The 21,736-nt window shown below is 70.7% G+C and carries 22 protein-coding genes; 5 read left to right on the top strand and 17 right to left on the bottom strand.

The genetic code is table 11. From position 1 onward, the window contains the following. Positions 1-231: 231 nt before the first annotated feature. The 6 genes from ABL310_RS07710 to ABL310_RS07685 form a co-directional block, all read right to left on the bottom strand. Positions 232-855 (bottom strand): riboflavin synthase, encoded by a 624-nt coding sequence (locus ABL310_RS07710; protein WP_349371102.1) that lies wholly within the window; start codon positions 853-855, stop codon positions 232-234. Between the two features lie 4 nt (positions 856-859). Continuing rightward, positions 860-2,011 (bottom strand): bifunctional diaminohydroxyphosphoribosylaminopyrimidine deaminase/5-amino-6-(5-phosphoribosylamino)uracil reductase RibD, encoded by a 1,152-nt coding sequence (gene ribD / locus ABL310_RS07705; protein WP_374730380.1) that lies wholly within the window; start codon positions 2,009-2,011, stop codon positions 860-862. Continuing rightward, positions 2,008-2,517, bottom strand: a complete 510-nt coding sequence (nrdR, locus tag ABL310_RS07700; protein ID WP_349371101.1) for a transcriptional regulator NrdR — start codon at positions 2,515-2,517, stop codon at positions 2,008-2,010. The genes ribD and nrdR overlap by 4 nt, the downstream gene beginning before the upstream one ends. An 18-nt stretch (positions 2,518-2,535) precedes the next feature. After that, complete coding sequence (gene glyA / locus ABL310_RS07695; RefSeq protein WP_349371100.1) at positions 2,536-3,840, bottom strand: serine hydroxymethyltransferase; 1,305 nt, start codon at positions 3,838-3,840, stop codon at positions 2,536-2,538. Positions 3,841-4,011: 171 nt separating this feature from the next. Beyond that, a complete protein-coding gene (locus ABL310_RS07690; RefSeq protein ID WP_349371099.1) occupies positions 4,012-4,431 on the bottom strand; it encodes a type II toxin-antitoxin system VapC family toxin in 420 nt (139 codons plus the stop codon). Continuing rightward, a complete protein-coding gene (locus ABL310_RS07685) occupies positions 4,415-4,657 on the bottom strand; it encodes a ribbon-helix-helix protein, CopG family (RefSeq protein ID WP_349371098.1) in 243 nt (80 codons plus the stop codon). Before ABL310_RS07685 ends, ABL310_RS07690 begins: the two co-directional genes overlap by 17 nt. Before the next feature lie 125 nt (positions 4,658-4,782). Here ABL310_RS07685 and ABL310_RS07680 point away from each other — a divergent pair, with 125 nt between their 5' ends. Then, the gene (locus tag ABL310_RS07680) at positions 4,783-5,754 is read left to right on the top strand and encodes a nitronate monooxygenase family protein (RefSeq protein WP_349371097.1); all 972 of its coding nucleotides are present in this window, start codon (positions 4,783-4,785) and stop codon (positions 5,752-5,754) included. Positions 5,755-5,975: 221 nt separating this feature from the next. Here ABL310_RS07680 and ABL310_RS07675 read toward each other — a convergent pair whose 3' ends face one another. The 6 genes from ABL310_RS07675 to ABL310_RS07650 all read right to left on the bottom strand — a co-directional run bounded on the left by ABL310_RS07675 (position 5,976) and on the right by ABL310_RS07650 (position 12,275). Continuing rightward, positions 5,976-6,773, bottom strand: coding sequence for a TIM barrel protein (locus ABL310_RS07675; protein WP_349371096.1), 798 nt, complete (start codon positions 6,771-6,773; stop codon positions 5,976-5,978). A gap of 38 nt (positions 6,774-6,811) precedes the next feature. Next, complete coding sequence (locus ABL310_RS07670) at positions 6,812-7,573, bottom strand: SDR family oxidoreductase (RefSeq protein ID WP_349371095.1); 762 nt, start codon at positions 7,571-7,573, stop codon at positions 6,812-6,814. A 38-nt stretch (positions 7,574-7,611) separates the two neighbouring features. Then, on the bottom strand, positions 7,612-8,883 hold the full coding sequence (locus tag ABL310_RS07665) for an O-antigen ligase family protein (RefSeq protein WP_349371094.1): 1,272 nt from the start codon (positions 8,881-8,883) through the stop codon (positions 7,612-7,614). Beyond that, positions 8,880-10,421, bottom strand: a complete 1,542-nt coding sequence (locus tag ABL310_RS07660; RefSeq protein ID WP_349371093.1) for an undecaprenyl-phosphate glucose phosphotransferase — start codon at positions 10,419-10,421, stop codon at positions 8,880-8,882. The genes ABL310_RS07665 and ABL310_RS07660 overlap by 4 nt, the downstream gene beginning before the upstream one ends. A gap of 69 nt (positions 10,422-10,490) precedes the next feature. Next, positions 10,491-11,675: a glycosyltransferase family 4 protein gene (locus tag ABL310_RS07655; RefSeq protein WP_349371092.1), complete on the bottom strand. Its 1,185-nt coding sequence runs from the start codon at positions 11,673-11,675 to the stop codon at positions 10,491-10,493. Positions 11,676-11,720: 45 nt separating this feature from the next. Then, on the bottom strand, positions 11,721-12,275 hold the full coding sequence (locus ABL310_RS07650; RefSeq protein WP_349372016.1) for a polysaccharide biosynthesis/export family protein: 555 nt from the start codon (positions 12,273-12,275) through the stop codon (positions 11,721-11,723). 258 nt (positions 12,276-12,533) lie between these two features. On the opposite strand from ABL310_RS07650, the gene ABL310_RS07645 reads away from it, so the two are divergent. Next, on the top strand, positions 12,534-13,781 hold the full coding sequence (locus tag ABL310_RS07645) for a L,D-transpeptidase family protein (RefSeq protein ID WP_349371091.1): 1,248 nt from the start codon (positions 12,534-12,536) through the stop codon (positions 13,779-13,781). Between the two features lie 35 nt (positions 13,782-13,816). Here the strand turns inward: ABL310_RS07645 and ABL310_RS07640 are convergent, their stop codons facing one another. Then, entirely contained in the window at positions 13,817-15,352 is a 1,536-nt protein-coding gene (locus ABL310_RS07640) for a cryptochrome/photolyase family protein (RefSeq protein ID WP_349371090.1), read from the bottom strand. Positions 15,353-15,363: 11 nt separating this feature from the next. Then, entirely contained in the window at positions 15,364-16,098 is a 735-nt protein-coding gene (locus ABL310_RS07635) for an SDR family oxidoreductase (protein ID WP_349371089.1), read from the bottom strand. Positions 16,099-16,211: 113 nt separating this feature from the next. Between ABL310_RS07635 and ABL310_RS07630 the strand changes: the two genes are divergently transcribed. Continuing rightward, on the top strand, positions 16,212-17,066 hold the full coding sequence (locus tag ABL310_RS07630; RefSeq protein ID WP_349371088.1) for a formyltransferase family protein: 855 nt from the start codon (positions 16,212-16,214) through the stop codon (positions 17,064-17,066). A 10-nt stretch (positions 17,067-17,076) separates the two neighbouring features. Then, complete coding sequence (locus ABL310_RS07625) at positions 17,077-17,262, top strand: DUF2256 domain-containing protein (protein WP_349371087.1); 186 nt, start codon at positions 17,077-17,079, stop codon at positions 17,260-17,262. A gap of 271 nt (positions 17,263-17,533) precedes the next feature. Here ABL310_RS07625 and hppD read toward each other — a convergent pair whose 3' ends face one another. The 3 genes from hppD to ABL310_RS07610 all read right to left on the bottom strand — a co-directional run bounded on the left by hppD (position 17,534) and on the right by ABL310_RS07610 (position 19,857). Then, a complete protein-coding gene (gene hppD, locus ABL310_RS07620) occupies positions 17,534-18,646 on the bottom strand; it encodes a 4-hydroxyphenylpyruvate dioxygenase (protein ID WP_349371086.1) in 1,113 nt (370 codons plus the stop codon). A 63-nt stretch (positions 18,647-18,709) separates the two neighbouring features. Next, positions 18,710-19,339, bottom strand: coding sequence for a maleylacetoacetate isomerase (gene maiA, locus ABL310_RS07615; RefSeq protein WP_349371085.1), 630 nt, complete (start codon positions 19,337-19,339; stop codon positions 18,710-18,712). Further along, the gene (locus tag ABL310_RS07610; protein WP_349371084.1) at positions 19,336-19,857 is read right to left on the bottom strand and encodes a MarR family transcriptional regulator; all 522 of its coding nucleotides are present in this window, start codon (positions 19,855-19,857) and stop codon (positions 19,336-19,338) included. Before ABL310_RS07610 ends, maiA begins: the two co-directional genes overlap by 4 nt. Before the next feature lie 171 nt (positions 19,858-20,028). Between ABL310_RS07610 and hmgA the strand changes: the two genes are divergently transcribed. Next, positions 20,029-21,399: a homogentisate 1,2-dioxygenase gene (gene hmgA / locus ABL310_RS07605; protein WP_349371083.1), complete on the top strand. Its 1,371-nt coding sequence runs from the start codon at positions 20,029-20,031 to the stop codon at positions 21,397-21,399. The last annotated feature ends 337 nt before the right edge of the window (positions 21,400-21,736 follow it).

Here is a 21,736-nt window from a genome sequence, read left to right as displayed (position 1 = left end):
GGCGAGGCGAGAGCGCGCGGGCGACCACCGTCATCCCCGGCCGGAGCCGCGCAGCGGCGGAGGGGAAGGGGACCCAGCGCAGAGAATCGCGCCGCAGGCGCTCCTTGCGGCGGCGACCAGCCGCCTGGACGGCGGCAGAAGGGGCGCCTTCGGCGCACTCTTCTTGCTGGGTCCCCTTCCCCTGCGCGCCTTCGGCGCTCCGGCCGGGGATGACGCCCGCGCCGTCATTTCTCACCGCGCCTCCATCAGTCGCGCCGCGTAGCGCGCCATCAGGTCGACCTCGAAATTCACGAGGTCGCCGGCCCGACGCGCGCCGAAGGTCGTCACCTCCAGCGTGTGCGGGATGAGCAGCACGGAGAAGACGTCGCCGTCGACGGAGTTCACCGTCAGCGAGCAGCCGTCGAGCGCGACAGAGCCCTTCTCGGCGACGAAGCGGGAGAACCCGGCAGGCGCGCGCAGGTCGAAGCGGGCGGTGGCGCCCCAGCCGGTCTCCTCCGGCGTCACCTCGGTGCGCGCCACGATCTCGGCCATGCCGTCGACATGGCCCGAGACGATGTGCCCGCCGAGCTCGTCGCCGATCTTGAGGGAGCGCTCGAGGTTGACCCGGGTCCCCTCCCCCCAGCTCCCGACGGTGGTGCGCGCCAGCGTCTCGGCCGCCGCGTCGACCGAGAACCACATGTCGCCGGCGATCCCGCCCTTCTCGACCACCGTCAGGCACGGGCCCGAGCAGGCGATCGAGGCGCCGATGGCGACCGTGTCCGGGTCGTAGGGGCAGGCGATGGTCAGCCGGCGCTGGTCGGCGCGGTCCTGCGCCGCGACGATGCGGCCGATGGCGGTGACGATGCCGGTGAACATGGGATCACGCTCTCTCGTAGAACTGGAACAGGTCCTCACCCGCGGGCTCCTCCGCGTGGAGGGTCAGGCGCGTCTCGATGTGGCGCGCCAGCGCCGGGCCGACCGCCGCGAGACCCGCCGCGTCGAGCCGGCGCGGGCCGGTGGCGATGGCGAGCGCATCGACGAGATCGGCGGCGGCGAGCCCCTCCGCCAGCGCCGGCCCGCCCTCGCAGAACACCCGCGTGACGCCGCGCGCCGCGATCAGCCGGAGGCCCTCGTCGAGCCGCACGCGGCCGTTCGCGTCGGCGCCGACACGCATCACCTCGCAGCCCGCGGCGACCAGCCGGCGCTCGGTCTCGACCGGCGCATCCACGGTGGTGAGGATCCAGGTCGGCGGCGCGCCGGCGCTCTGGACGACCTGCGCGTCGATGGGCAGGGCGAGGTTCGAATCGACGACGACCCGCACCGGGGAGCGATGCTCGAGCCCCGGCAGCCGCGTCGTCAGCCGCGGGTCGTCGGCGACCACGGTGCCGAGCCCGACCATGATCGCGTCCGCATGCGCCCGCATCAGGTGGACGCGGGCATTGGCCAGCGCGCCGGTGATCCGGAGCCGCTCGTTGGAAGCCGCCGCCGCGTAGCCGTCCGCCGTGCGGGCGAGCTTGAGAAGCACCGCGGGGCGGCCCCTGGTGACGCGGGTGACGTGGCCGATATGGCCGCGCGCGGCCTCCCGCTCCTCCACGCGGCCGGTAACCGCGAGGCCCGCCTGGCGCAGCAGCGCCGCGCCGCGCCCGCTCACCCGCGGGTCGGGATCGGCGAGGGCGTAGACCACGCGCGCGACGCCGGCATGGATCACGGCCTCGGCGCAGGGCGGCGTGCGGCCGTGATGCGAGCAGGGCTCGAGCGTGACGTAGAGCGTCGCCCCCCGCGCCGCGGGGCCGGCGGCGTCGATGGCCATGCGCTCGGCATGAGGCCGCCCGCCGGGCTGGGTGACGCCGCGCGCCACGATCACCGGCGCGCCGGACGCGTAGGAGACGAGCACCGCGCCGACGCTCGGGTTCGGCCAGGTGAGGCCGAGATTGCGGCGGCCGATGGCGAGCGCGTTGCGCATGAAGGCGACATCGCGCAGCGACTGCGGCTCGCCGGCCGCGGCCGCCTCGGCGAAGGCGTCGGGGGTCATCGCGCCGCGCTTTCGGCGTCTGTCGCCTCGTCCGACGCCGCGCCGTTGGCGTGCGCCGCGCGGCCGAGCCCGAGGAGCAGCTCCTCGAAGTCCTTCGGCTCGCGGAAGCTCTTGTAGACGGAGGCGAAGCGCACGTAGGCGACGTCGTCGAGGTTCTTCAGCCCCTCCATGACGAGGTCGCCCACCTGCTCGGAGGACACCTCCGTCTCGCCGGAGGATTCGAGCTGGCGCACGATGCCGTTGACCATGCGCTCGACCCGCTGCGGGTCGACCTCGCGCTTGCGCAAGGCCACGTCGATCGAGCGCTGCAGCTTGTCGCGATCGAACGGCACGCGCTTGCCCGAGCGCTTGACGACGAAGAGCTCGCGCAGCTGCACGCGCTCGAAGGTGGTGAAGCGCCCGCCGCAATCCGGGCACACGCGCCGCCTGCGGATCGCGGCCGAATCCTCGGCCGGCCGCGAATCCTTCACCTGCGTGTCGAGGCTTCCGCAATAGGGGCAGCGCATGTGCCGCGGGCTTTCCCGTCAGGCGTAGATCGGGAAGCGCCGGGTGAGCGCGTGGGCGCGCTCCTGCACCGCCGCCTCGACGGCCGCGTTGCCGTCCTCGCCGTTCCCGGCGAGGCCGTCCAGCGTCTCGACGATGAGCCGGCCCACCTCCTGGAACTCCGCCACGCCGAAGCCGCGGGTCGTGCAGGCGGGAGTGCCCAGGCGGATGCCCGAGGTCACCATCGGCTTCTCCGGGTCGAAGGGCACGCCGTTCTTGTTGCAGGTGATGTGCGCGCGCCCGAGCGCCTTCTCCGCGGCCTTGCCGGTGAGGCTCTTCGGGCGCAGGTCGACCAGCATCAGGTGGTTGTCGGTGCCGCCCGAGACGATGGCGTAGCCGCCGGCCTTGATCGCGTCCGCCATGGCGCGCGCGTTCTCGACGACGGCCTGCGCGTAGAGCTTGAACTCCGGCCGCAGCGCCTCGCCGAAGGCCACCGCCTTGGCCGCGATGACGTGCATCAGCGGGCCGCCCTGCATGCCGGGGAAGACCGCCGAGTTGAACTTCTTCGCCAGATCCTCGTCGTTCGTGAGGATCATGCCGCCGCGAGGGCCGCGCAGCGTCTTGTGGGTCGTCGTCGTGGCGACGTGGGCGTGGGGGAAGGGCGAGGGATGCGCCCCGCCGGCGACGAGACCGGCGAAATGCGCCATGTCGACCATGAAGTACGCGCCCACCGCGTCGGCGATCTCGCGGAAGCGGGCGAAGTCCCAATGGCGGGAATAGGCCGAGCCGCCGGCGATGATCACCTTCGGCTTGTGCTCCTCGGCGATGCGAGCGACGTCGTCCATGTCGATCAGGTTGTCGTCGGGCCGCACGCCGTAGCTGACGACGTTGAACCACTTGCCCGAGACGTTCACCGGCGCGCCGTGGGTGAGATGGCCGCCGGCGGCGAGGTCGAGGCCCATGAAGGTGTCGCCGGGCTTCATCAGCGCCATGAACACCGCCTGGTTCGCCTGCGAGCCCGAGTTCGGCTGCACGTTGGCGAAGCCGCAGTCGAACAGCCGGCAGGCGCGCTCCTGGGCGAGCGTCTCGGCGATGTCGACGAACTGGCAGCCGCCGTAATAGCGCCGGCCGGGATAGCCCTCGGCGTACTTGTTGGTCATCACCGAGCCCTGCGCCTCGAGCACCGCCTGCGAGACGATGTTCTCCGAGGCGATCAGCTCGATCTCCATGCGCTGGCGGCCGAGCTCGGCCTCGATCGCCCGGGCGATCTCCGGGTCGACGTCGGTCAGGCCCGCCGAGAAGAAGGAATTGGACAGGTGGGTCCGGGTCGCTTCGCTCGCGCTCATGTCGGCCTCGCTCGTCGCCCCGAGATGCCTCTCTCGCGCGCGCCGCGGCGGGGCTCGGCCGGGCGCGCCGGGGCGCTCGCGCGCCCTCACGTGTCAGGTGGGGCGTCTAGCATGGGGGAGGAGGGCGCGCCAACCGCGATGATGTCGCTGCCGATGGGGAAGATCGGTGGGTCAGGGCGTCAGCCCGCGCGCCGGAACGCCCAGGCGTGAGGCCATTGCCAGCAGCTTGCGGTCATCCGTGACGAGAACGCCGCCTCGCGTTCTCGCGGTGAGAGCAAGGTAGAGACAGTCGTAGATCGGATGCCCCAACTCGACGGCGAGACGGGTCGCGTGCTCTGCGAGCTCGGCGACGGGCACGAGGTTCGGCGGCTGAAAGACGACCCGCAGCGTCGAGACCGCCGCGAGCATCTGCGCCCACGAGACCTCATCTCTGTTGAATTTCTTCCACAGAGCGTTACCCACCTCCACGAGCAGCAGATCCGGCGCGAGCAGCACGGCTGCCGGCTCGTCGAGTATCCTCTGCGCAGCCTCGGATCCCTCCTCCTCGACGAACCACTTCACCGCGACCGACGCGTCAACGATAAGGCTCATCGTTGTCCCTGTCCTCGCGGATGAGCCGGGTGCTGTCGATCGAGCTCGGTCGGCTCATGGCGCGGATGAGCCGCGCGCGCTCGGCCAGCTCTGCACGCGAAGGCGCCACATGAACGGCGATCGCATCTCGGATGACCTCGCTTACGGAGGTTCCCGAAGCCCGCGCTTTCTCCCTGAGCCGCTGGGCGACGTCGTCGTCGATGTTTCGGACGAGAATATCGGCCATGGTCGAGGCTCCTCGATATCACCTTGATATACGATCGCCGGCGAGCCTGCAATCCCGCACCCGCTTGCCCTCGCGGCCCGCAGCGGGCATGCCTGTGCGCGTCGCTCGCAACGAAGAGACGCACAATGCCCGTTCCCGCCATTTTCCAGAACCGCCTGCGCCTGCCCGTGATCGGGGCCCCGATGTTCATCGTCTCGGGGCCGGAGCTCGTGATCGCGCAGTGCAAGGCCGGAATCGTCGGGTCGTTCCCGGCGCTGAACGCGCGCCCGCCGGCGCTGCTCGACGAGTGGATCGCCCGCATCGAGGAAGAGCTCGCCGCCCACGACGCGGCGCATCCGGAGGCGCCGTCCGCGCCCTTCGCGGTGAACCAGATCGTCCATCGCTCGAACGACCGGCTGGAGCAGGACCTCGCGATCTGCGAGAAGCATCGGGTGCCGATCGTCATCACCTCGCTCGGCGCGCGCCCGGAGCTGAACGACGCCGTCCACGCCTGGGGCGGGATCACGCTGCACGACGTGATCAACCTGACCTTCGCGCGCAAGGCGATCGAGAAGGGCGCGGACGGGCTGATCGCGGTGGCCGCCGGCGCGGGCGGGCACGCGGGCGGGCTGTCGCCCTTCGCGCTGATCGAGGAGATCCGCGGCTTCTTCGACGGGCCGCTCGCGCTGTCCGGCGCCATCGCCACGGGACGCGCCGTGCGCGCGGCGGAGGTGACGGGCGCGGACTTCGCCTATATCGGCTCGCCCTTCATCGCGACCAGCGAGGCGCAGGCGAGCGCGGATTACAAGCGGATGATCGTCGAGAGCGCCGCCGACGACATCCTCTACACGCCCTACTTCACCGGCGTGCCCGGCAACTACCTCAAGCCCTCCATCCGCGCGGCGGGCATCGATCCCGACAGCCTCGCCGAGAAGGAGCGCCAGCGCATGGACTTCGGCGCCGCCGGCGCGGACGCCAAGGCCTGGCGCGACATCTGGGGCGCGGGCCAGGGCATCGGCGCGGTGCACGACGTCGTGCCGGCCGCGGAGCGCATCGCGCGGCTCGCGGCGGAATACGAGGCGGCGAAGGCGATGGAGGGGCGGGTGCGGCTGCGGTGAGGAAATCGTGCCGCGACGAGAGCCGTCATCCCCGACCGGAGCGCCGTCAGGCGCGCAGGGGAAAGGGGACCAAGCGCAGGATGGCGCGCCGCAGGCGCTCCTTGCGCCGCCGCCCAGGCGGCTGATCGCCGCCGAAAGCCGCGGCTTCGCCGCGATCAAGTCGTGCCGGGTTCCCTTCCCCTCCGGTCGCTGCGCGACCTCCGGCCGGGACTGACAAGCCCTCAGGCGATCCCCATCCGCTCCACCCAGGCGAGGCCCTCCGCGGTGTCGCCGCGGGGATTGTACTCGAGCCCGATCAGGCCCTGGTAGCCGCTCTCGGCCACCGCCTCGAGCACGGCGCGGTAGGCGATCTCGCCGCCGTCGGGCTCGCCGCGGTCCGGCACCGCCGCTATCTGGACGTGGCCGATCCAGGGCAGCAGCCGGCGGAAGCGGCGAATGAGGTCGCCCTCCCCGATCTGGACATGGTAGAAATCGAACAGGAGCCGGACGTTCGGCCGGTCGATCTCGGCCAGGATCTCGGCCAGATCGTCGGCGCGGGAGACGAAATAGCCCGGCCGGTCGACGGCGTTGAGCGGCTCGAGCACGAGCGTGATCCCGCGCTCGGCGGCCCGCGCCGCGGCGCGGCGCAGGTTGGCGACATAGGTCGCGCGCGCCGCCACGCGCTCTTCCGGCGCCGGATGGCCGGCCATGACGTGAATCACGCGTGCGCCGAGCGCCGTCGCGTAACCGAAGGCCTCCTCGAAATCCGCCTCGAACTCGGCCTCGCGGCCGGGCAGCGCCGCGCGGCCCCAGGCGCCCGGACCGCTGCCGGGGCGCGTGTTGAGCCCGGTGAGCGCGACGCCCGCGGCCTCGAGCCGCGCCCTCACCTCCGCCACCGGGTGCTCGTAGGGGAAATGGCACTCGACCTTGCCGAAGCCGCAGGCGGCCGCCGCGTCGATGCGGTCGAGGAAGGGGCGATCGGGGAAAAGGAGCGCGATGTTCAGCGTCAGCCGGTCGCGGGGGAAGAGCGGCGCATTCATGCGGAGGTCTCGTTCTCGTTCGTCGTTGCGGGAGCGCGTCACAGCCCCGAGACCAGATGCCCGCCGTCGACCGGCACGAGCGCGCCGGTCATCCAGGGCGCGGCGTCGGAGGCGAGCAGCAGGAAGGCGGCGTCGAGATCCTCGGGCCGGCCGAGCCGGCGCATGGGGATGCGCTTGATCAGCGCCTCGCCCGCCGGGCTGGCGAAGAAGTCGGCGTTGATCTCGGTCTCGACGTAGCCCGGCGCGAGCGCGTTGACGCGGATGCCGTAGCGCGCCCATTCCAGCGCCAGCGCCTTTGTCATCTGCTTCAGGCCGGCCTTGGAGACGGCGTAGGGCGCGACCCCGCCCGCCACCCTTTCGGCGACGATCGAGGCGATGTTGACGATCGTCCCCTGCCGCCCGGAATCGCGCCAGGCGCGGGCGGCGTGGGTCGAGGTCAGCCAGGGGCCGCGCAGGTTCGTCGCCATCACGGCGTCGAAGCTCTCGAGCGGCAGGTCGACCGCCGCCCCGGACCCGCTGATCCCGGCATTGTTGACGAGAACGTCGAGGGGCGCCGGGAGGGCGGCGAAGCAGTCCGCGACCGAATCGGGATCCGTCACGTCCAGATCGAGCGCCGCGACCCCGGCCGCGCCGGCCGCGTCCAGCTGCGCGACGAGCGCCTCGAGCCGCTCGCGCCGCCGCGCGGCGACGCTCACCCGTGCGCCGCAACCCGAGCACAGCCGCGCGAAATGCGCGCCGAGCCCGCTCGACGCCCCGGTGACCAGCACGTGCCGGCCGGCCAATCGCGCTCCGAGATCCATGCCGTTCCCTCCACCGCGGTCTCGCGCCGCGTCGCGGACTAGCTTGCCCGACGCGACGAACCGGTCAAGGGGACGGCGGCCCGGCTCCCGCCGCGCCTGCGCTCGATCTTCGCGTAGGCGTAGAGCCCCCAGATCAGGCCGAGCAGCATCCAGAAATGCCGCCAATGGTCGGTGTCGATGGTCAGGCCCTGGAGGATCTGCACGAACAGCACCGACCAGACGGCGATGGCCAGCGGCTGCAGCGAGAAGCGGGTCGCGACCGTGGCGAAGCCGACGACGATCGTGGCGAGAATCAGCGCGATGTAGGAGACGCCGCCGATCCAGCCGTAGGAGGCGAAGGCGTTGATGTAGACGTTGTGCGGGTCTTCCGGCCAGTGATAGCGGAATTGCCGCGGCCCGTAGCCGTTCGGGTGCTCGAACAGGTAGGGGATCGAGCGGACCTGGCTGCCGAAGCGGCCGGTCGGGCCGACGTCGTAGGACTGGTTGAGGCTCGCGCGCATCTCGAACATGGAGCGCACCTCCTCCACGGAGAGCGCCGCGCCGAGCGCCGCGATCGCCACGAGAGGCGCGAGCGCGACGAAGCCGAGGATGCGCAGGCGCAGCCGCGGCGTCGCGGCGAGCAGGAAGGTGAGGCCCGTCATCATCACGACCGAGCCCACCGCGTGGCCCCAGGCCCCACGGGAGAAGGACAGGAACACCGCGCCGCCCATCAGCAGCGCGAGGAGCGCGACGTTGACGAGGAAGCGCCCGCGCCGGTGCAGGATGTCCTGCGCGATCAGCACGATGGGGAAGATCACGAAGGTGCCGAGCACGTTCGGGTCCTTGAAGGTGCCCGAGGCACGGTCGTTGAGCGTGAAGATCGCGCCCGTGCCGGCGACGTCGAAATAGCCCATGATCCCAGCGAGCGCGGCGATCGAGGCGCCGAGCGTGAGCCCCGCGCGCAAAGCCCGGAAGCGCTCCGCCCCCCGGTCGAGGATCATCGCGGCGAAGAAGACGCTGGTGACGAGGAGATAGATCGAGACCGCGATGAAGCGCACCGCGTCGGCGTCGTGCAGGAAGGGCGCGAGGCTGAACAGGCCGCCGACGTTGAAGATCGCGCCCAGCACGATCATCGGCAGGGTCGAGCGGTGCAGCTTCAGCCCGCCGACCACGAGCACGAACAGGCACAGGACGAAGGCGTATTCGTAGGGCGAGGGCTCGATGAAGGCGAAGCCGCCGCCGAAGCCGAGCAGCCAGAGCGAGGCGCGCTCGATCCGCGGCGAGAAGGCGCGGCCCGCCGGCCGCGCCGCGCTGGCGACCCCTGCGCTCAATAGGCGTTCTCGCGGTCGGAGAGCAGCGCGACCGGCGTCATGGCGAGGATCTGCAGGTCGAAGAACACCGACCAGTGCTCGATGTAGTAGAGGTCGTGCTCGACGCGCCGCTGGATCTTCTCCTGCGTGTCGGTCTCGCCCCGCCAGCCGTTGATCTGCGCCCAGCCGGTGATGCCGGGCTTGACCTTGTGGCGGGCGAAGTACCCGTCGACGACCTGGTCGTAGAGGCGGTCCGCCGCCTTGGCGTGCAGCGCGTGCGGGCGCGGGCCGACGAGGGAGAGGCTGCCGAAGAAGACGACGTTGAAGAGCTGCGGCAATTCGTCGATCGACGTCTTGCGGATGAAGCGCCCGACCCGGGTGACGCGCGGATCGTCCTTGGTGACGAGCTTCGCCGCGGTCGCGTCGGCCATGTCGGTGTACATCGAGCGGAACTTGAAGACCTCGATCAGCTCGTTGTTGAAGCCGTAGCGCTTCTGCTTGAAGAAGACCGGCCCCTTCGAGTCGAGCTTCACGGCGACGGCCGTCGCCAGCAGGAGCGGCGAGAGCAGGATCAGCAGCAGGCTGCCGACGATGCGGTCGAACAGCCATTTCAGCACGAGGTCCCAATCGGCGATCGGCCGGTCGAAGACGTCGAGCACCGGCACCGAGCCGATGTAGGAATACGAGCGCGGGCGCAGGCGCAGCTTCGAGGTGTGGGCGGCGAGGCGGATGTCGATCGGCAGGATCCAGAGCTTCGAGAGCATCTGCAGGATCCGCTCCTCGGCCGAGATCGGCACCGTGAAGATCACGAGGTCGAGCTGCGTGCGACGCGCATAGTCGACGAGATCGTCGACGCGACCGAGCTTCGGATAGCCCGCCACCACGTCCGCCGAGCGCTCGTCGGAGCGGTCGTCGAAGACGCCGACGATCTTCACGCCGGTATCGGGCTGCGCGTCGAGGGCCTTGATCATGCTCTCGGCCGCGGGTCCGCCGCCGACGATGGCCGTGCGCCGGTCGAAGCGCCCGGCGCGGGTCATGGCGGTGACGACGAGCGAGACGGCGAGCCTCTCTGCAGTGAGGGCGAGCAGCCCCATCCCGAACCAGGAGACGAGCCAGACGCGCGAATATTCCTCGCCGACCTTCAGCAGGAAGATCGCCGCGAGGGCGATGAGGAAGACGAGCGCCCAGCCGAGCGCGATCTTCACGCCGTAGCCGAAGAAGGCGCGAAAGGCGCCGATCGAATACGCGCCGAGAGCCTGGAAGGCGAGAATGGCGAGGGCGCCGAGCGCCCCGATCGCCACCCAGTACTCGAACGAGACGATCCCCCCGAGATAGCCGGCATGGGCCGCGAGGCCCGTCGCGACGACGATGAGCGCGTCGATCCCGCGGACCATGCCGACGAGAACGACGGGAGACAGGCTCTTCGCCACGGGCAGCCCGGAGGCGCTCTCCGCGATCGGCGCGCCCGCCGCCAGCCGTCGCTGGCGTCCGCCGGCGGACGGCTCGGCCGCCGCGGTCGCGGCCGCCTGCATCAGGTCGCGAATGTTCAAGCCGGTCATGACGTGCTCTCGTCCCGCGTTCTGCGTGGCATTCGTCGCGTGTTGTACGGGTTCTGGGTGAGGGAAGGCTTAAGGCGATTGCAGAGCCACCGCCGCCTGCACCGCCGGGACCGGCGCGCCGAGCGCCGTCAGGTAGCCGGCGAGCACGCCGTCCGCCATGGCCTCGAGCGAGAAGCGCGCGTGCACGTGCTCGGCCAGCGCCCGCGCCGCCTCGGCGCGTTCCTGCGGATCCTTGTCGAGGGTCGCGACGATGCGCTCCGCCAGACGCGGCACGTCGTCGGGCGGGATCAGGGCGTCGGCGTAGGGACCGAAGATCTCGGGAATGCCGCCGACATCGGTCGAGATCAGCGGCTGCCGGGCGGCAGCGGCCTCGAGCACGACGTAGGGCAGCGATTCCGCGCGCGACGGCACCACCATGACCTTGGCGCGCCCGAACACGGCGCGGATCGGCTGCGGTCGCTCGAACACCACGTCCTCGCCGATCCCGCGTGCGGCGGCGCGGGCGACGAGCGCCTCGTAATCCGGTCCGGAGCCCACGGCGAGAAGGCGCATGCGCCGGCCGCTCTCGGCGCGAATCCGCGCGAGCGCGTCGATGAGGGTGTCGATCCCCTTCGCCTCGCGCAGCTCGCCGATGTAGAGCAGGTCGAACGCGGCGGCGCCGGCGTCGACCGGCTCGAATTCCGCCTCGGCGATGCCGTTGTAGATCACCCGCACACGCTCGTCCGCGCCGCCCACATAGGTGCGGAAGCGCCCGGCGATGTAGCCGCTCTCGAAGGTGAACAGCTCGGTGCGCGACGCCATCATCTTCTCGAGCAGCATGTAGAAGCGGTGCTGCGCGGTGCCCGGCCGAAAGTTGAAGCTGCCGCCGTGCGGGGTGTAGATCCGCGCGATCCGCTCGGAGGACGGCAGCGGCAGAAGGCGCGCATAGGCGCCGCCCTTGGCCCCGTGAGCGTGGAGCACGTTGGCGCCCGTCTCCCGACGCACGCGGCCGAGCGCCCGGATCGCGGCGACGTCCCCGAAGCCGGGGTTGCGGGCGATCCGAAACCGGTGCAGCCCGAGAGAGAGCTGCGGCTCGAGCTCGGCCAGCGCCGCCTCGGTGACCTTGTTGCCGGTGGCCGAGTCGCAGAAGACGCCGACCCGGTAGCCGCGGGCGAGCTGCGCCCGGGTCAAGTCGAGCACATGCCGGAACAGGCCGCCGAGCGGCGCCCGGAAGACGTGCAGGATCCGCAGCTGAGGGATGTGGTTGTCGGCCATGTCGCGCCTCCCCGTCCCGTCTCGGCCGGGGCGGCGCGTCGGCGATCAGAGCCAGCGCTCGCCGACGACGATCGTGTCTCCCGGCCGGACCGGGAAGCTCATTGGCACAGCTTCCGTTACGATAGAGTCACCGGCTTCGCGGGAGATCTCGGCGCTGACGCGGTTCGCGCGGGGCGTGAAGCCGCCGGCGATGGCGACCGCGGTCTGCACCGTGAGCCCGTCGACGTAGGGAAACTGGCCGGGGCTCCCCACCTCGCCGAGAATGAAGAACGGCCGGTAGGCGTCGACCTCGACCGTGACCTGCGGATCGCGCAGGAAGCCCGCGCGCAGCCGCTCGGCCACGCGCGCCTCCACCGCGCGCGTCGTCGCGCCCTCCACGGAAACCGCGCCGATCAAAGGCATCGCGATCGCGCCGCCGGCGTCGACGGTGTAGAGGTTCGACAGGTCGTCCTGTCCGAAGACGATGACACGCAGGCGATCGCCCGACGCGAGCCGGTACTCGCCAGGCACGGTCGCCTCGAGCAGCCGCGGGCGCGGCGCGACGCAGCCGGCGAGAACCGGCGAGACCAGGAGGAGAGCGAGGGCGGAGCGCCTGTTCATCATGCGGCTCGAGTGTCCTTCATGGCCGCTAGCTTTATCGTCGGATGGTTAACCGTTCGTCACCGATTGCCGCTCGACGCGCCTGTCGCGCAGGCGCAACACCCCTGCCCGCTCTCCTGGCGGTTTCGTGATTTGCCTTAATTTGGCCGGTCTGCTCATGGTTCGTAAACGACGACACGTCATCCTTTCCGGGGTCGCGCGTCGACGGTCACCCGTCGGCGACGGCCTCGCCCCGACAACGAGAGTCGTTTTCTGAAGATGATCGCCCGCGCCTTCCTCGCGACCGCCACGCTCGCCTTCGCCTCCGCCCTCGTCGCCGCGCCCGCGCAGGCGCAGACGCAGTACGCGCAGTTCCAGGCGGAGTGGGCCCAGAACTACGACGCCGCGACGCGCACGCGCGTGGAGCGCGTCGACACGCCGCTGCTCTCGCCGGAGACGCTCGCCGCAACCGAGCAGATGATCGCGCGCTATGCCGACATCGTCGCCCGCGGCGGCTGGGGCACGGTGCCCGACGAGCGGCTCACGCTCGGGGTGCGCTCGCCGAGCGTGGTCGCCCTGCGGCGTCGCCTGATCCTGTCGGGAGACCTGGACCCGACCGCGGGCGCCTCGGACGTGTACGATTCCTTCGTCGAGGCGGCCGTGCGCCGCTTCCAGACGCGCCACGGCCTGACGCCGACGGGGTCGCTGAACACGGCGACGATCGTCTCGCTGAACGTGCCGGCGCACGTTCGGCTCGAGCAGCTCGAGCTCAACGTGGTGCGCCTGCGCTCCTATTCGGGTGATCTCGGCGCCCGCCACGTCATCGTCAACATTCCCTCCGCCACGGTGGAGGCGGTGGAAAACGGCATGGTCGCGACCCGCCACGCCGCCGGCGTCGGCAAGGTCGATCGGCCCTCGCCGATCTTCAACTCGCGCATCACCGAGATCAACTTCAACCCGTTCTGGACCGTCCCGGCCTCGATCATCCGCCGCGACCTGATCCCGCTGATGCAGGAGAACCCGTCCTACCTGACGGACAACCGCATCCGCATCTTCACCCATCAGGGCCAGGAGATCGCGCCGCAGGCGGTGGACTGGTACTCGGACGAGGCGACGCGCTACGTCTTCCGGCAGGACCCGGGCGGCGAGTTCAACTCGCTGGGCTTCGTGCGCATCAACATGCCGAACAAGGACGCGGTGTACATGCACGACACCCCGGCCCGCGGCATCTTCGGCGACGACTACCGCTTCGTCTCCTCGGGCTGCGTGCGCATCCAGAGCGTCCGCGAGCTGGTGGTCTGGCTCCTGTCCGAGGAGCAGGGCTGGGACCGCGCCCGCATCGACGACACCTTCCGCTCGGGCGAGCGCATCGACGTGCAGCTGCGCCGGCCAGTGAGCAATTACTGGACCTACATCACCGCCTGGGCCACGCCCGACGGCCTCGTCCAGTTCCGGGACGACATCTACGGCCGCGACGGCATCGCCGGCGTGCCGATCGCCCGAGCGCCGGGCTCCGAGGACGGCTGAGGACCAGGGGCGCCACCGGGCGCCCCTTTTCGTTTCTAGGCGTACGACGACCGCAGCCCCGCCAGGAACCGCGCGCTGTCCTCCCGGATCGCGGCCCTGCGGGCGTCGCTCATCTTGGAGAGCGTGCGCAGCGGCATGCCCATGCGCGGGTTGCCGGCGAGCCGCCCCTCGTTCTCCATGAGGAAGTTCCAGTAGAGATAGTTGAACGGGCAGGCGCGCGCGCCCTCCTTGACCTTCGGGTCGTAGGCGCAGGCGGCGCAATAGTCGCTCATCCGATCGATATAGGCGCCCGACGCCGCATAGGGCTTCGAGGCCAGCACTCCGCCGTCGGCGTAGAGGATCATGCCGTGCACGTTGGGGAGCTCGACCCATTCGTAGGCGTCGGCGAAGACGACGAGGTACCATTCCTCCACCTGCGACGGCGAGAGCCCCGCGATCAGCGCGAAATTGCCGAGCACCATCAGCCGCTGGATGTGGTGCGCATAGGCGTGCCGGCGGGTGTCGGAGACGCATTGCGCGAGGCAGTTCATCTCCGTCTCGCCGGTCCAGTAGAAATCCGGCAGCGGGCGCGTCGCCGAAAGCGCGTTGGTGTCGGCATAGGCGGGCATCTTCAGCCAGTAGAGCCCGCGCACGTATTCGCGCCAGCCGATGATCTGGCGGACGAAGCCCTCGACGGCGTTCAACGGCGCCCGCCCCTCGCGCCATTCCCGCTCCGCCGCCCGGCAGACCTCCTCCGCCGTGAGGAGCCCGGCGTTCAGGTAGGGCGAGAGCACGGCGTGGAAGAGGAACGGCTCGCCCGTCTTCATCGCGTCCTGGTAGTCGCCGAAGGTGGGCAGCGCCTCGTCGACGAAGACGCGCAGGGCTTCCAGCGCGTCGGCGCGGGTGACGGCCCAGCCGAAGGGCTCGAGATCGCCGAAATGGTTGCCGAAGCGCCGGGCGACCAGCGCCAGCACCTCCCGCGTGATCGCATCGGGCTCGAAGCGGCGGCGCGGGGGCACGCGCAGGCTCTTCGGCAGCGCCTTGCGGTTCTCGGCGTCGAAATTCCACTGCCCGCCGACGGGCTCGCCGCCCTCCATCAGGAAGCCGGTCTTGCGGCGCATCTCGCGGTAGAAGAACTCCATGCGCAGCTGCTTCTTCGCGCCGGCCCAGGCGGCGAACTCGGCCTTCGTGGCGAGGAAGCGGTTGTCGTCGCGGATCTCGACCGGCGGCCCGAGCTCCTCGCGCCAGTCCCGCATCATCTGGAGCACGCGCCATTCGCCGGGCTCCGTCACCACCACACGGTCGGGCGCATGACGTGCGACGGCGCGGGCGAGCTCGGCCCCGAAGGAGCCGGCGTTCTCCGCGTCGTCGAGCCGCACGTAGTCGACCGAAATCCCCTCCGCGCGCAGCGCCTCGGCGAAATGGCGCATCGCCGAGAACAGGAAGGCGATCTTCTGCTTGTGGTGGCGCACGTAGGTCGCCTCCTCCCAGACCTCGACCATCAGCACCACGTCGTGGTCCGGGTCGAGATCCGTGAGCGAGGCGATCGAGCGGGTGAGCTGGTCGCCCAGCAGGAGACGCAGGGTCTTCATCGCGCGCCGGCTCACCCCTTGACGCGCAGGGTCGAACGCCCGCCGTCCACCGCGATGGTCTGCCCCGTGATCCAGGCGGCCTCGGGCGAGATCAGGAAGGCGGCGAGGCCGCCCACGTCCTGCCCGGTGCCGAGCCGGGGGATGGCGTGCATGCCCGCGATCGCCTGCGCCATCGCGGCGTTGCCGGTGATGCCTTTCGCGAGGTCGGTCTCGAGCAGCGAGGGCGCGAGGCAGTTCACCCGCACCTTCGGCGCGAGCTCCGCCGCGAGCGCCAGGGTCAGGCCCTGCACCGCTCCCTTGGCCATGGCCACGGAGGCGTGAGCGGAAAAGCCCTGCTTCGCGGCCACCGTCGAGAACAGCACAACGCTCGCCCCGTTCGCCTGCCGGAAGGGCTTGAGCGCCGCCTGCACCGCCTGCGCGGCGCCGAGCGCGTTCAGCCGGTAGTCGGCGAGGAAGTCCTCCTCGGTGAGCCGCGCCAGCGGCTTCAGGTTGATGGAGCCCACCGCGTAGACGAGCCCGGAGAGCCCCTCCCCCGCGCTCGCGGCTTCCGTGGCCCGTGCGATCGCTCGCGGATCGGTGGCGTCCGCGACCGTGTAGCCGGCCGCGTCGACCGCGCGGGCGGTCTCGGCGAGCCGCGCCTCGTCGCGCGCGGCGAGATGCACGCGGTATCCTCGCGCGGTGAGCGCCCGCGCCGTCGCCGCGCCGACCCCGCCGCTGCCGCCCCAGACCAGAACCCGTCCACTCATCCTCGACGCTCCCGCTGCACACTCGCTCGCGATGCGCTACCTATGCCGAAGACGGCCGCGGTCGAGCCCCTGGGACGGGCGGCGACCGGTCGCATCAGGGAGTGACCGGCACGATGCGCTTCGCATTCGCGGGAATCGATTTCCTCGCCGACGCCTTCGACGGCTTCGTCGCCGCCGGCTGGCGGCCGATGATGCTGTTCACCCGCCCCTGCGACGGCCTGCACGATTTCAACGAACGTATCGTCGCCGAGGCCGCGACGCGCAAGCTGCCGATCCAGATGTCGCGGATCACGCCGGGCGATCTCGCCGCACTCGGACAGGCCGGCTGCGAGTGCCTCGTCGTCGCGGGCTATCCCTGGCGCATCCCGCCCTGGCGGGAGCATCTGCGCTACGCGCTCAACTTCCACCCCTCGCCGTTGCCCGAGGGGCGCGGGCCCTACCCGCTCTACCGCGCCATCCTCGACGGGCGCGCCGATTGGGGCATGAGCGCCCACGTCCTCGACGACGCCTACGACACCGGCGCCATGCTCGGCCGGGAGCGTTTCGCGCTCTCCCCGCTCGAGACGCACGAGACGCTGCTCGCCCGCTGCCAGATGGCGACGCGGCGCATCGCCCGTGGGCTCGCGGCGAACTTTCCCGCCGCCTGGGCGGCGGCGGAGCCGCAGGTCGGCGGGAGCTACTATCCCCGCGCCAGCGACGCGGACCGCACGCTCGATTTCCGCCTGCCGGTAGAGATGCTGATGCGCCGGGTGCGCGCCTTCGGCGTCGTCGAGACCCTCGCGCCGCTCGGGCCCGGGACGATCCACGTCGCCCAGGCCCACGGCTGGGAGGAGGCGCACGACCTCGCGCCGGGGACGGTCGTTCACCAGTATCGCCGCGTCATCACCGTCGCCGCCAAGGACGGCTACGTCGCCATCACCCGCTGGAGCCCCGTCTCGCTCGACGCGGCCCGCAATTTAGGCCGCTGAGGCGCCTGCCATGGCCCGCATGCGCAAGAAGGCCGACCTGCCGCAGAAGACCTGCGCCGCCTGCGGGCGCCCGTTCGCGTGGCGCAAGAAGTGGGAGAAGGTCTGGGACGAGGTCCGCTACTGCTCCGACCGCTGCCGGAAGACCCCGCAGTCACCGCGGACAGCGGAGCGCGCGCCGTCGAGGGGCCGCGGCTGACGCTTTCCTTCCCTGTAGGGGAAGGTGGCTCGGCGAAGCCGAGACGGATGGGGCGCGGCGCGTGAGCGACGCGTTCCGCGAAGCGGAAGCTCTCCGTCGGCCGGCGGTCTCACCCGTCGAATTCGGCTTCGCCGAACGCGCCTGCCGGCGCGCCCCATCCGTCACCGCGCTTTCGCGCGGCGACACCTTCCCCTACAGGGAAGGAGAAGGGGCGCCGCGACCCACATGCCGTGCGCCCCCTTACGGCCCCCGCGGCGCCGACGCAGGCCCGTCACGCCTTCTCCTTCAGCACCCCGCGGCGGATCTGGTCTTCCTCGATCGACTCGAACAGGGCCTTGAAGTTGCCCTCGCCGAAGCCGTCGTCGCCCTTGCGCTGGATGCACTCGAAGAAGATCGGGCCGATCACGGTCTTGGTGAAGCGCTGCAGCAGCACCTTGGTGAAGCCGCCCTCCAGCACGCCCTCGCCGTCGATGAGGATGCCGTCGCGCTGCAGGCGCGCGACGTCCTCGCCGTGCTTGGGCAGGCGCTTGTCGATGCGGGAATAGTAGATGTCGTTCGGCGCCGGCATGAACTCGACGCCGCTCTCGATCAGCGTCTCGATCGTCTCGTAGAGGTCGTTGGCGCCGAGCGCCACGTGCTGGATGCCCTCGCCCTTGTACTCCTTGAGGTATTCCTCGATCTGCCCGCTCTCGCCCGCGTCCTCGTTGATGGGGATGCGGATCTTGCCGTCCGGCGAGGTCATGGCCCGCGAATGCAGGCCGGTCATCTTGCCGGAGATGTCGAAGTAGCGGATCTGGCGGAAGTTGAAGAGCCGCTCGTAGAAGCCGGCCCACTCGTCCATCCGCCCGCGATTCACGTTGTGGGTCAGGTGGTCGATGTAGAACAGCCCCGCGCCCGTCGGGTGCGGATCGCGCTCCTCGCTCCAGACGAAGTCGACGTCGTAGATCGAGCCCTTCGCCCCGTAGCGGTCGACGAAGTAGATCTGCAGCCCGCCGATGCCCTCGATCGCGGGGATCGCGAGCTCCATCGGCCCGATCTGCGTCTTGGCCGGCTTGGCGCCGAGCTTGATCGCGCGCTCGTAGGCCTGCGCCGCGTCGACGACGCGGAAGGCCATCGCGGGCGCGCAGGGCCCGTGCTCGGCGGCGAACCGCGCCGCGAAGCTCTCCGGCTCCGAGTTGAGGATGAAGTTGATGTCGCCCTGGCGGTAGAGCGTCACGTTCTTCGAGCGGTGCTTCGCCACCGCCGAGAAGCCCATGCGCTTGAACAGCGCGTCGAGCTTCTCGGGCTCCGGATGGGCGTACTCGACGAACTCGAAGCCGTCCGTGCCCATCGGGTTGTCGTCGGTGATCTGCGGCGGCGGGGCGTCGTGGGGGAAGGGACCCATCTTGTCCTCCTTGGGTGGATGCGTCGGCGGCGGCCTCAGGCCGTGAATGCGTTTGTCGCGGCCTCAGGCCGCATCGGGCTGGTTCTCGGGGGCGGCCGCGGCGAAGGCGGGCTGCGCGCGGCAGGCCTCGTCGACGGCGCGGATCTTCGGGTAGGCGTCGAGCGGCACCGAGAACCGTCGTGCGTTGAAAACCTGCGGGACGATGTAGAGATCCGCCATGGTCGGCGCGTCGCCGAAGGCGAAGGGCCCCGGGCGGATCAGCCGCTCGAGCGCGGCGAAGCCCTCGTGGATCCAGTGCGCGTACCAGGCGTCGACGGCGGCCTGGTCGGCGCCGAGGCGCTCCTTGAGCCACGAGAGCGTCGAGAGGTTGTTCAGCGGGTGGATGTCGCAGCCGATGACCGCGCAGGCGGCCCGGATCTCGGCGCGACGGCGCGCGTCGCCCGCAAGCAGCGTCGGCTCGGGCCAGGTCTCCTCGATCCATTCCAGGATCGCGGGCGACTGGACCAGCACCGCGCCGTCGTCCGTCTCGAGCGCCGGGACGCGCCCTTGCGGGTTCAGCGCGCGATAGGCCTCGGAGAGATGCTCGCGGCGCACGAGATGCACGAAGGCCTGCTCAAAGGCGACGCCCTTCAGGGCGAGCGCGATGCGCACGCGATAGGCGGCGGAGGAGCGGAAATAGCCGTGGAGCTTCAACGGGAGGCCTCCGAGGCGTTGGTCGCCGCATCGGCGACGTCGAGGTCGGGCGCGAGCGCCCGGGTGTGGGCGTCGAGCTTGTCGATCAGGCGAAACAGCGTCTCGTGCTCCTGCGGCGTGAGCCCGGAGACGACGGCGCGCTCGAAGGCGAGCGCCTCCGGCGCCACCGCCTCGTAGATCTCCCGCCCCGGCCGCGTGAGCACGAGCAGCTCCTCGCGCATGTCGCCGGGGTTGGGCCGGCGCTCGACGAGGCCGCGCTCGGCGAGCGCCGCCACGGCGCGGGAGACGGTCGACTTGTGCATCACCGCGTGGGCCGCGATGTCGCGCGCCGTGCGGGTCTCGAACTGGCCGAGCGTCGCGATGATGCGCCATTGCGGGATCGTGATGCCGAAGCGCTCGGCGTAGATCCGCGCCAGCGCGTTCGACACCACGCTCGCCAGCACGTTCAGCCGGTAGGGCAGGAAGCGCTCGAGGGCGATCGGAGCGTCTTCCGCGGGGAGAGGAGCGTCGTCGCGCATGTCGTCGGGGGATGACCGCATCGTTGACAGAAATCAGTTGCTGGTGCAACCATTATGCCGATATCGACCCGGCTGGCAAGGCCGCCGTCCGAGCGACCCGCTCGGGCCGGCGCCGGCCAGGAGAACGAGCTGGAGAACGAGCCCCGGACGAAGGCTCTCGAGGAGACATCCATGACCGTCCACCAGACCACCGGCTTCACGAGCCCCGACCTCCAGGGTCGCGAGACCGCGCTCAAGCCCGGCTACATGTCCGGCTTCGGCAATTCCTTCGAGACGGAAGCGCTCGAGGGCGCGCTGCCGGTCGGCATGAACTCGCCGCAGAAGATCAATTTCGGCCTCTACGCCGAGCAGCTCTCCGGCTCGCCCTTCACGGCCCCGCAGGCCACGAACCAGCGCTCCTGGCTCTACCGCATCCGCCCCTCGGTGAAGCACTCCCACCGCTACGCCAAGGTGGACAAGGGCTTCATGCGCACCGGCCCCTGCCGCGAGGACACCGATCTCGCCATCGGCCAGATGCGCTGGTCGCCCGTGGCGATCCCCGACGAGGCGCTGACCTTCGTCACGGGGCTGCGCACCATCACCACGGCGGGCGATTCGGACACGCAGGTGGGCATGGCGGCGCATCTCGCCTTCGTCACCCGCTCGATGGAGAACGAGTACTTCTTCAACGCCGACGGCGAGTACCTGATCGTGGCGCAGGAGGGCGCGCTGCGGTTCAAGACCGAGTTCGGCGTGGTCGAGTTCGGCCCGGGCGAGATCTGCGTGATCCCGCGCGGGGTGATCTTCAAGGTCGAGCTCGTCGACGGGCCGGCGCGGGCCTACGTCTGCGAGAATTACGGCGGCCAGTTCACCCTGCCCGACCGCGGGCCGATCGGCGCCAACTGCCTCGCCAATCCGCGCGACTTCCTCACGCCGGTGGCGGCCTACGAGGACGTCGAGGAGGAGAGCTTCCTCTACGTGAAGTGGGGCGGCGACCTGTTCATGACCAAGATCGAGCAGTCCCCGCTCGACGTCGTCGCCTGGCACGGCAATTACGCGCCCTACAAGTACGACCTGCGCCGGTTCTCGCCCGTGGGCGCGATCCTGTTCGACCACCCGGACCCGTCGATCTTCACCGTGCTGACGGCGCCCACCGAGACGCCCGGCTCGGCGAACATCGACTTCGTCATCTTCCCGGACCGCTGGATGGTGGCGGAGAACACCTTCCGGCCGCCCTGGTACCACCGCAACCTGATGAGCGAGTTCATGGGGCTCGTCTACGGCGTCTACGACGCCAAGCCGGAGGGCTTCGTCCCCGGCGGCTTCTCGCTCCACAACCAGATGCTGCCGCACGGGCCGGACATGCAGGCCTTCGAGCACGCCTCCAACGTCGATCTCGGGCCGGTGAAGCTCGAGGGCACCATGGCCTTCATGTTCGAGACCCGCTTTCCGCAGCGCGTGACGAAATACGCGGCCTCGCTCTCCGAGTTGCAGGACAGCTACATCGACTGCTGGCAGGGCCTGAAGAAGCACTTCGACCCGAACCGGCGCGAGCCGAAGTAAGGCCGCGGAGCGCAGCCCCCGATGCGTTTTCCGGTCACCGACGAGATCGACTTCCGACGCCGCCGGACGTCGTCAAGTTCTGTCCTTCCCTGTAGGGGAAGGTGGCTCGGCGAAGCCGAGACGGATGGGGCGCGCGGCACGCGCGTTCGGCGAAGCCGAAATCGACGGGTGACCCGGACGCCGTCGCCGGGCTTCCGCTTCGCGGAACGCGTCGCTGCGCGGCGCGCCCCATCCGTCACCGCGCTGCGCGCGGCGCCACCTTCCCCTACAGGGAAGGACAAACGACGGATTGCGCACCAGGCGACCGCCGACATCCGCTCGGCCGCCGCTGCGAGCG

The organism is Salinarimonas sp., from assembly GCF_040111675.1.
Taxonomy (GTDB): Bacteria; Pseudomonadota; Alphaproteobacteria; order Rhizobiales; family Beijerinckiaceae; genus Salinarimonas.
The sequence above is the reverse complement of the archived record's forward strand: the minus strand, read 5'-3'. Positions and strand labels throughout refer to the sequence as shown.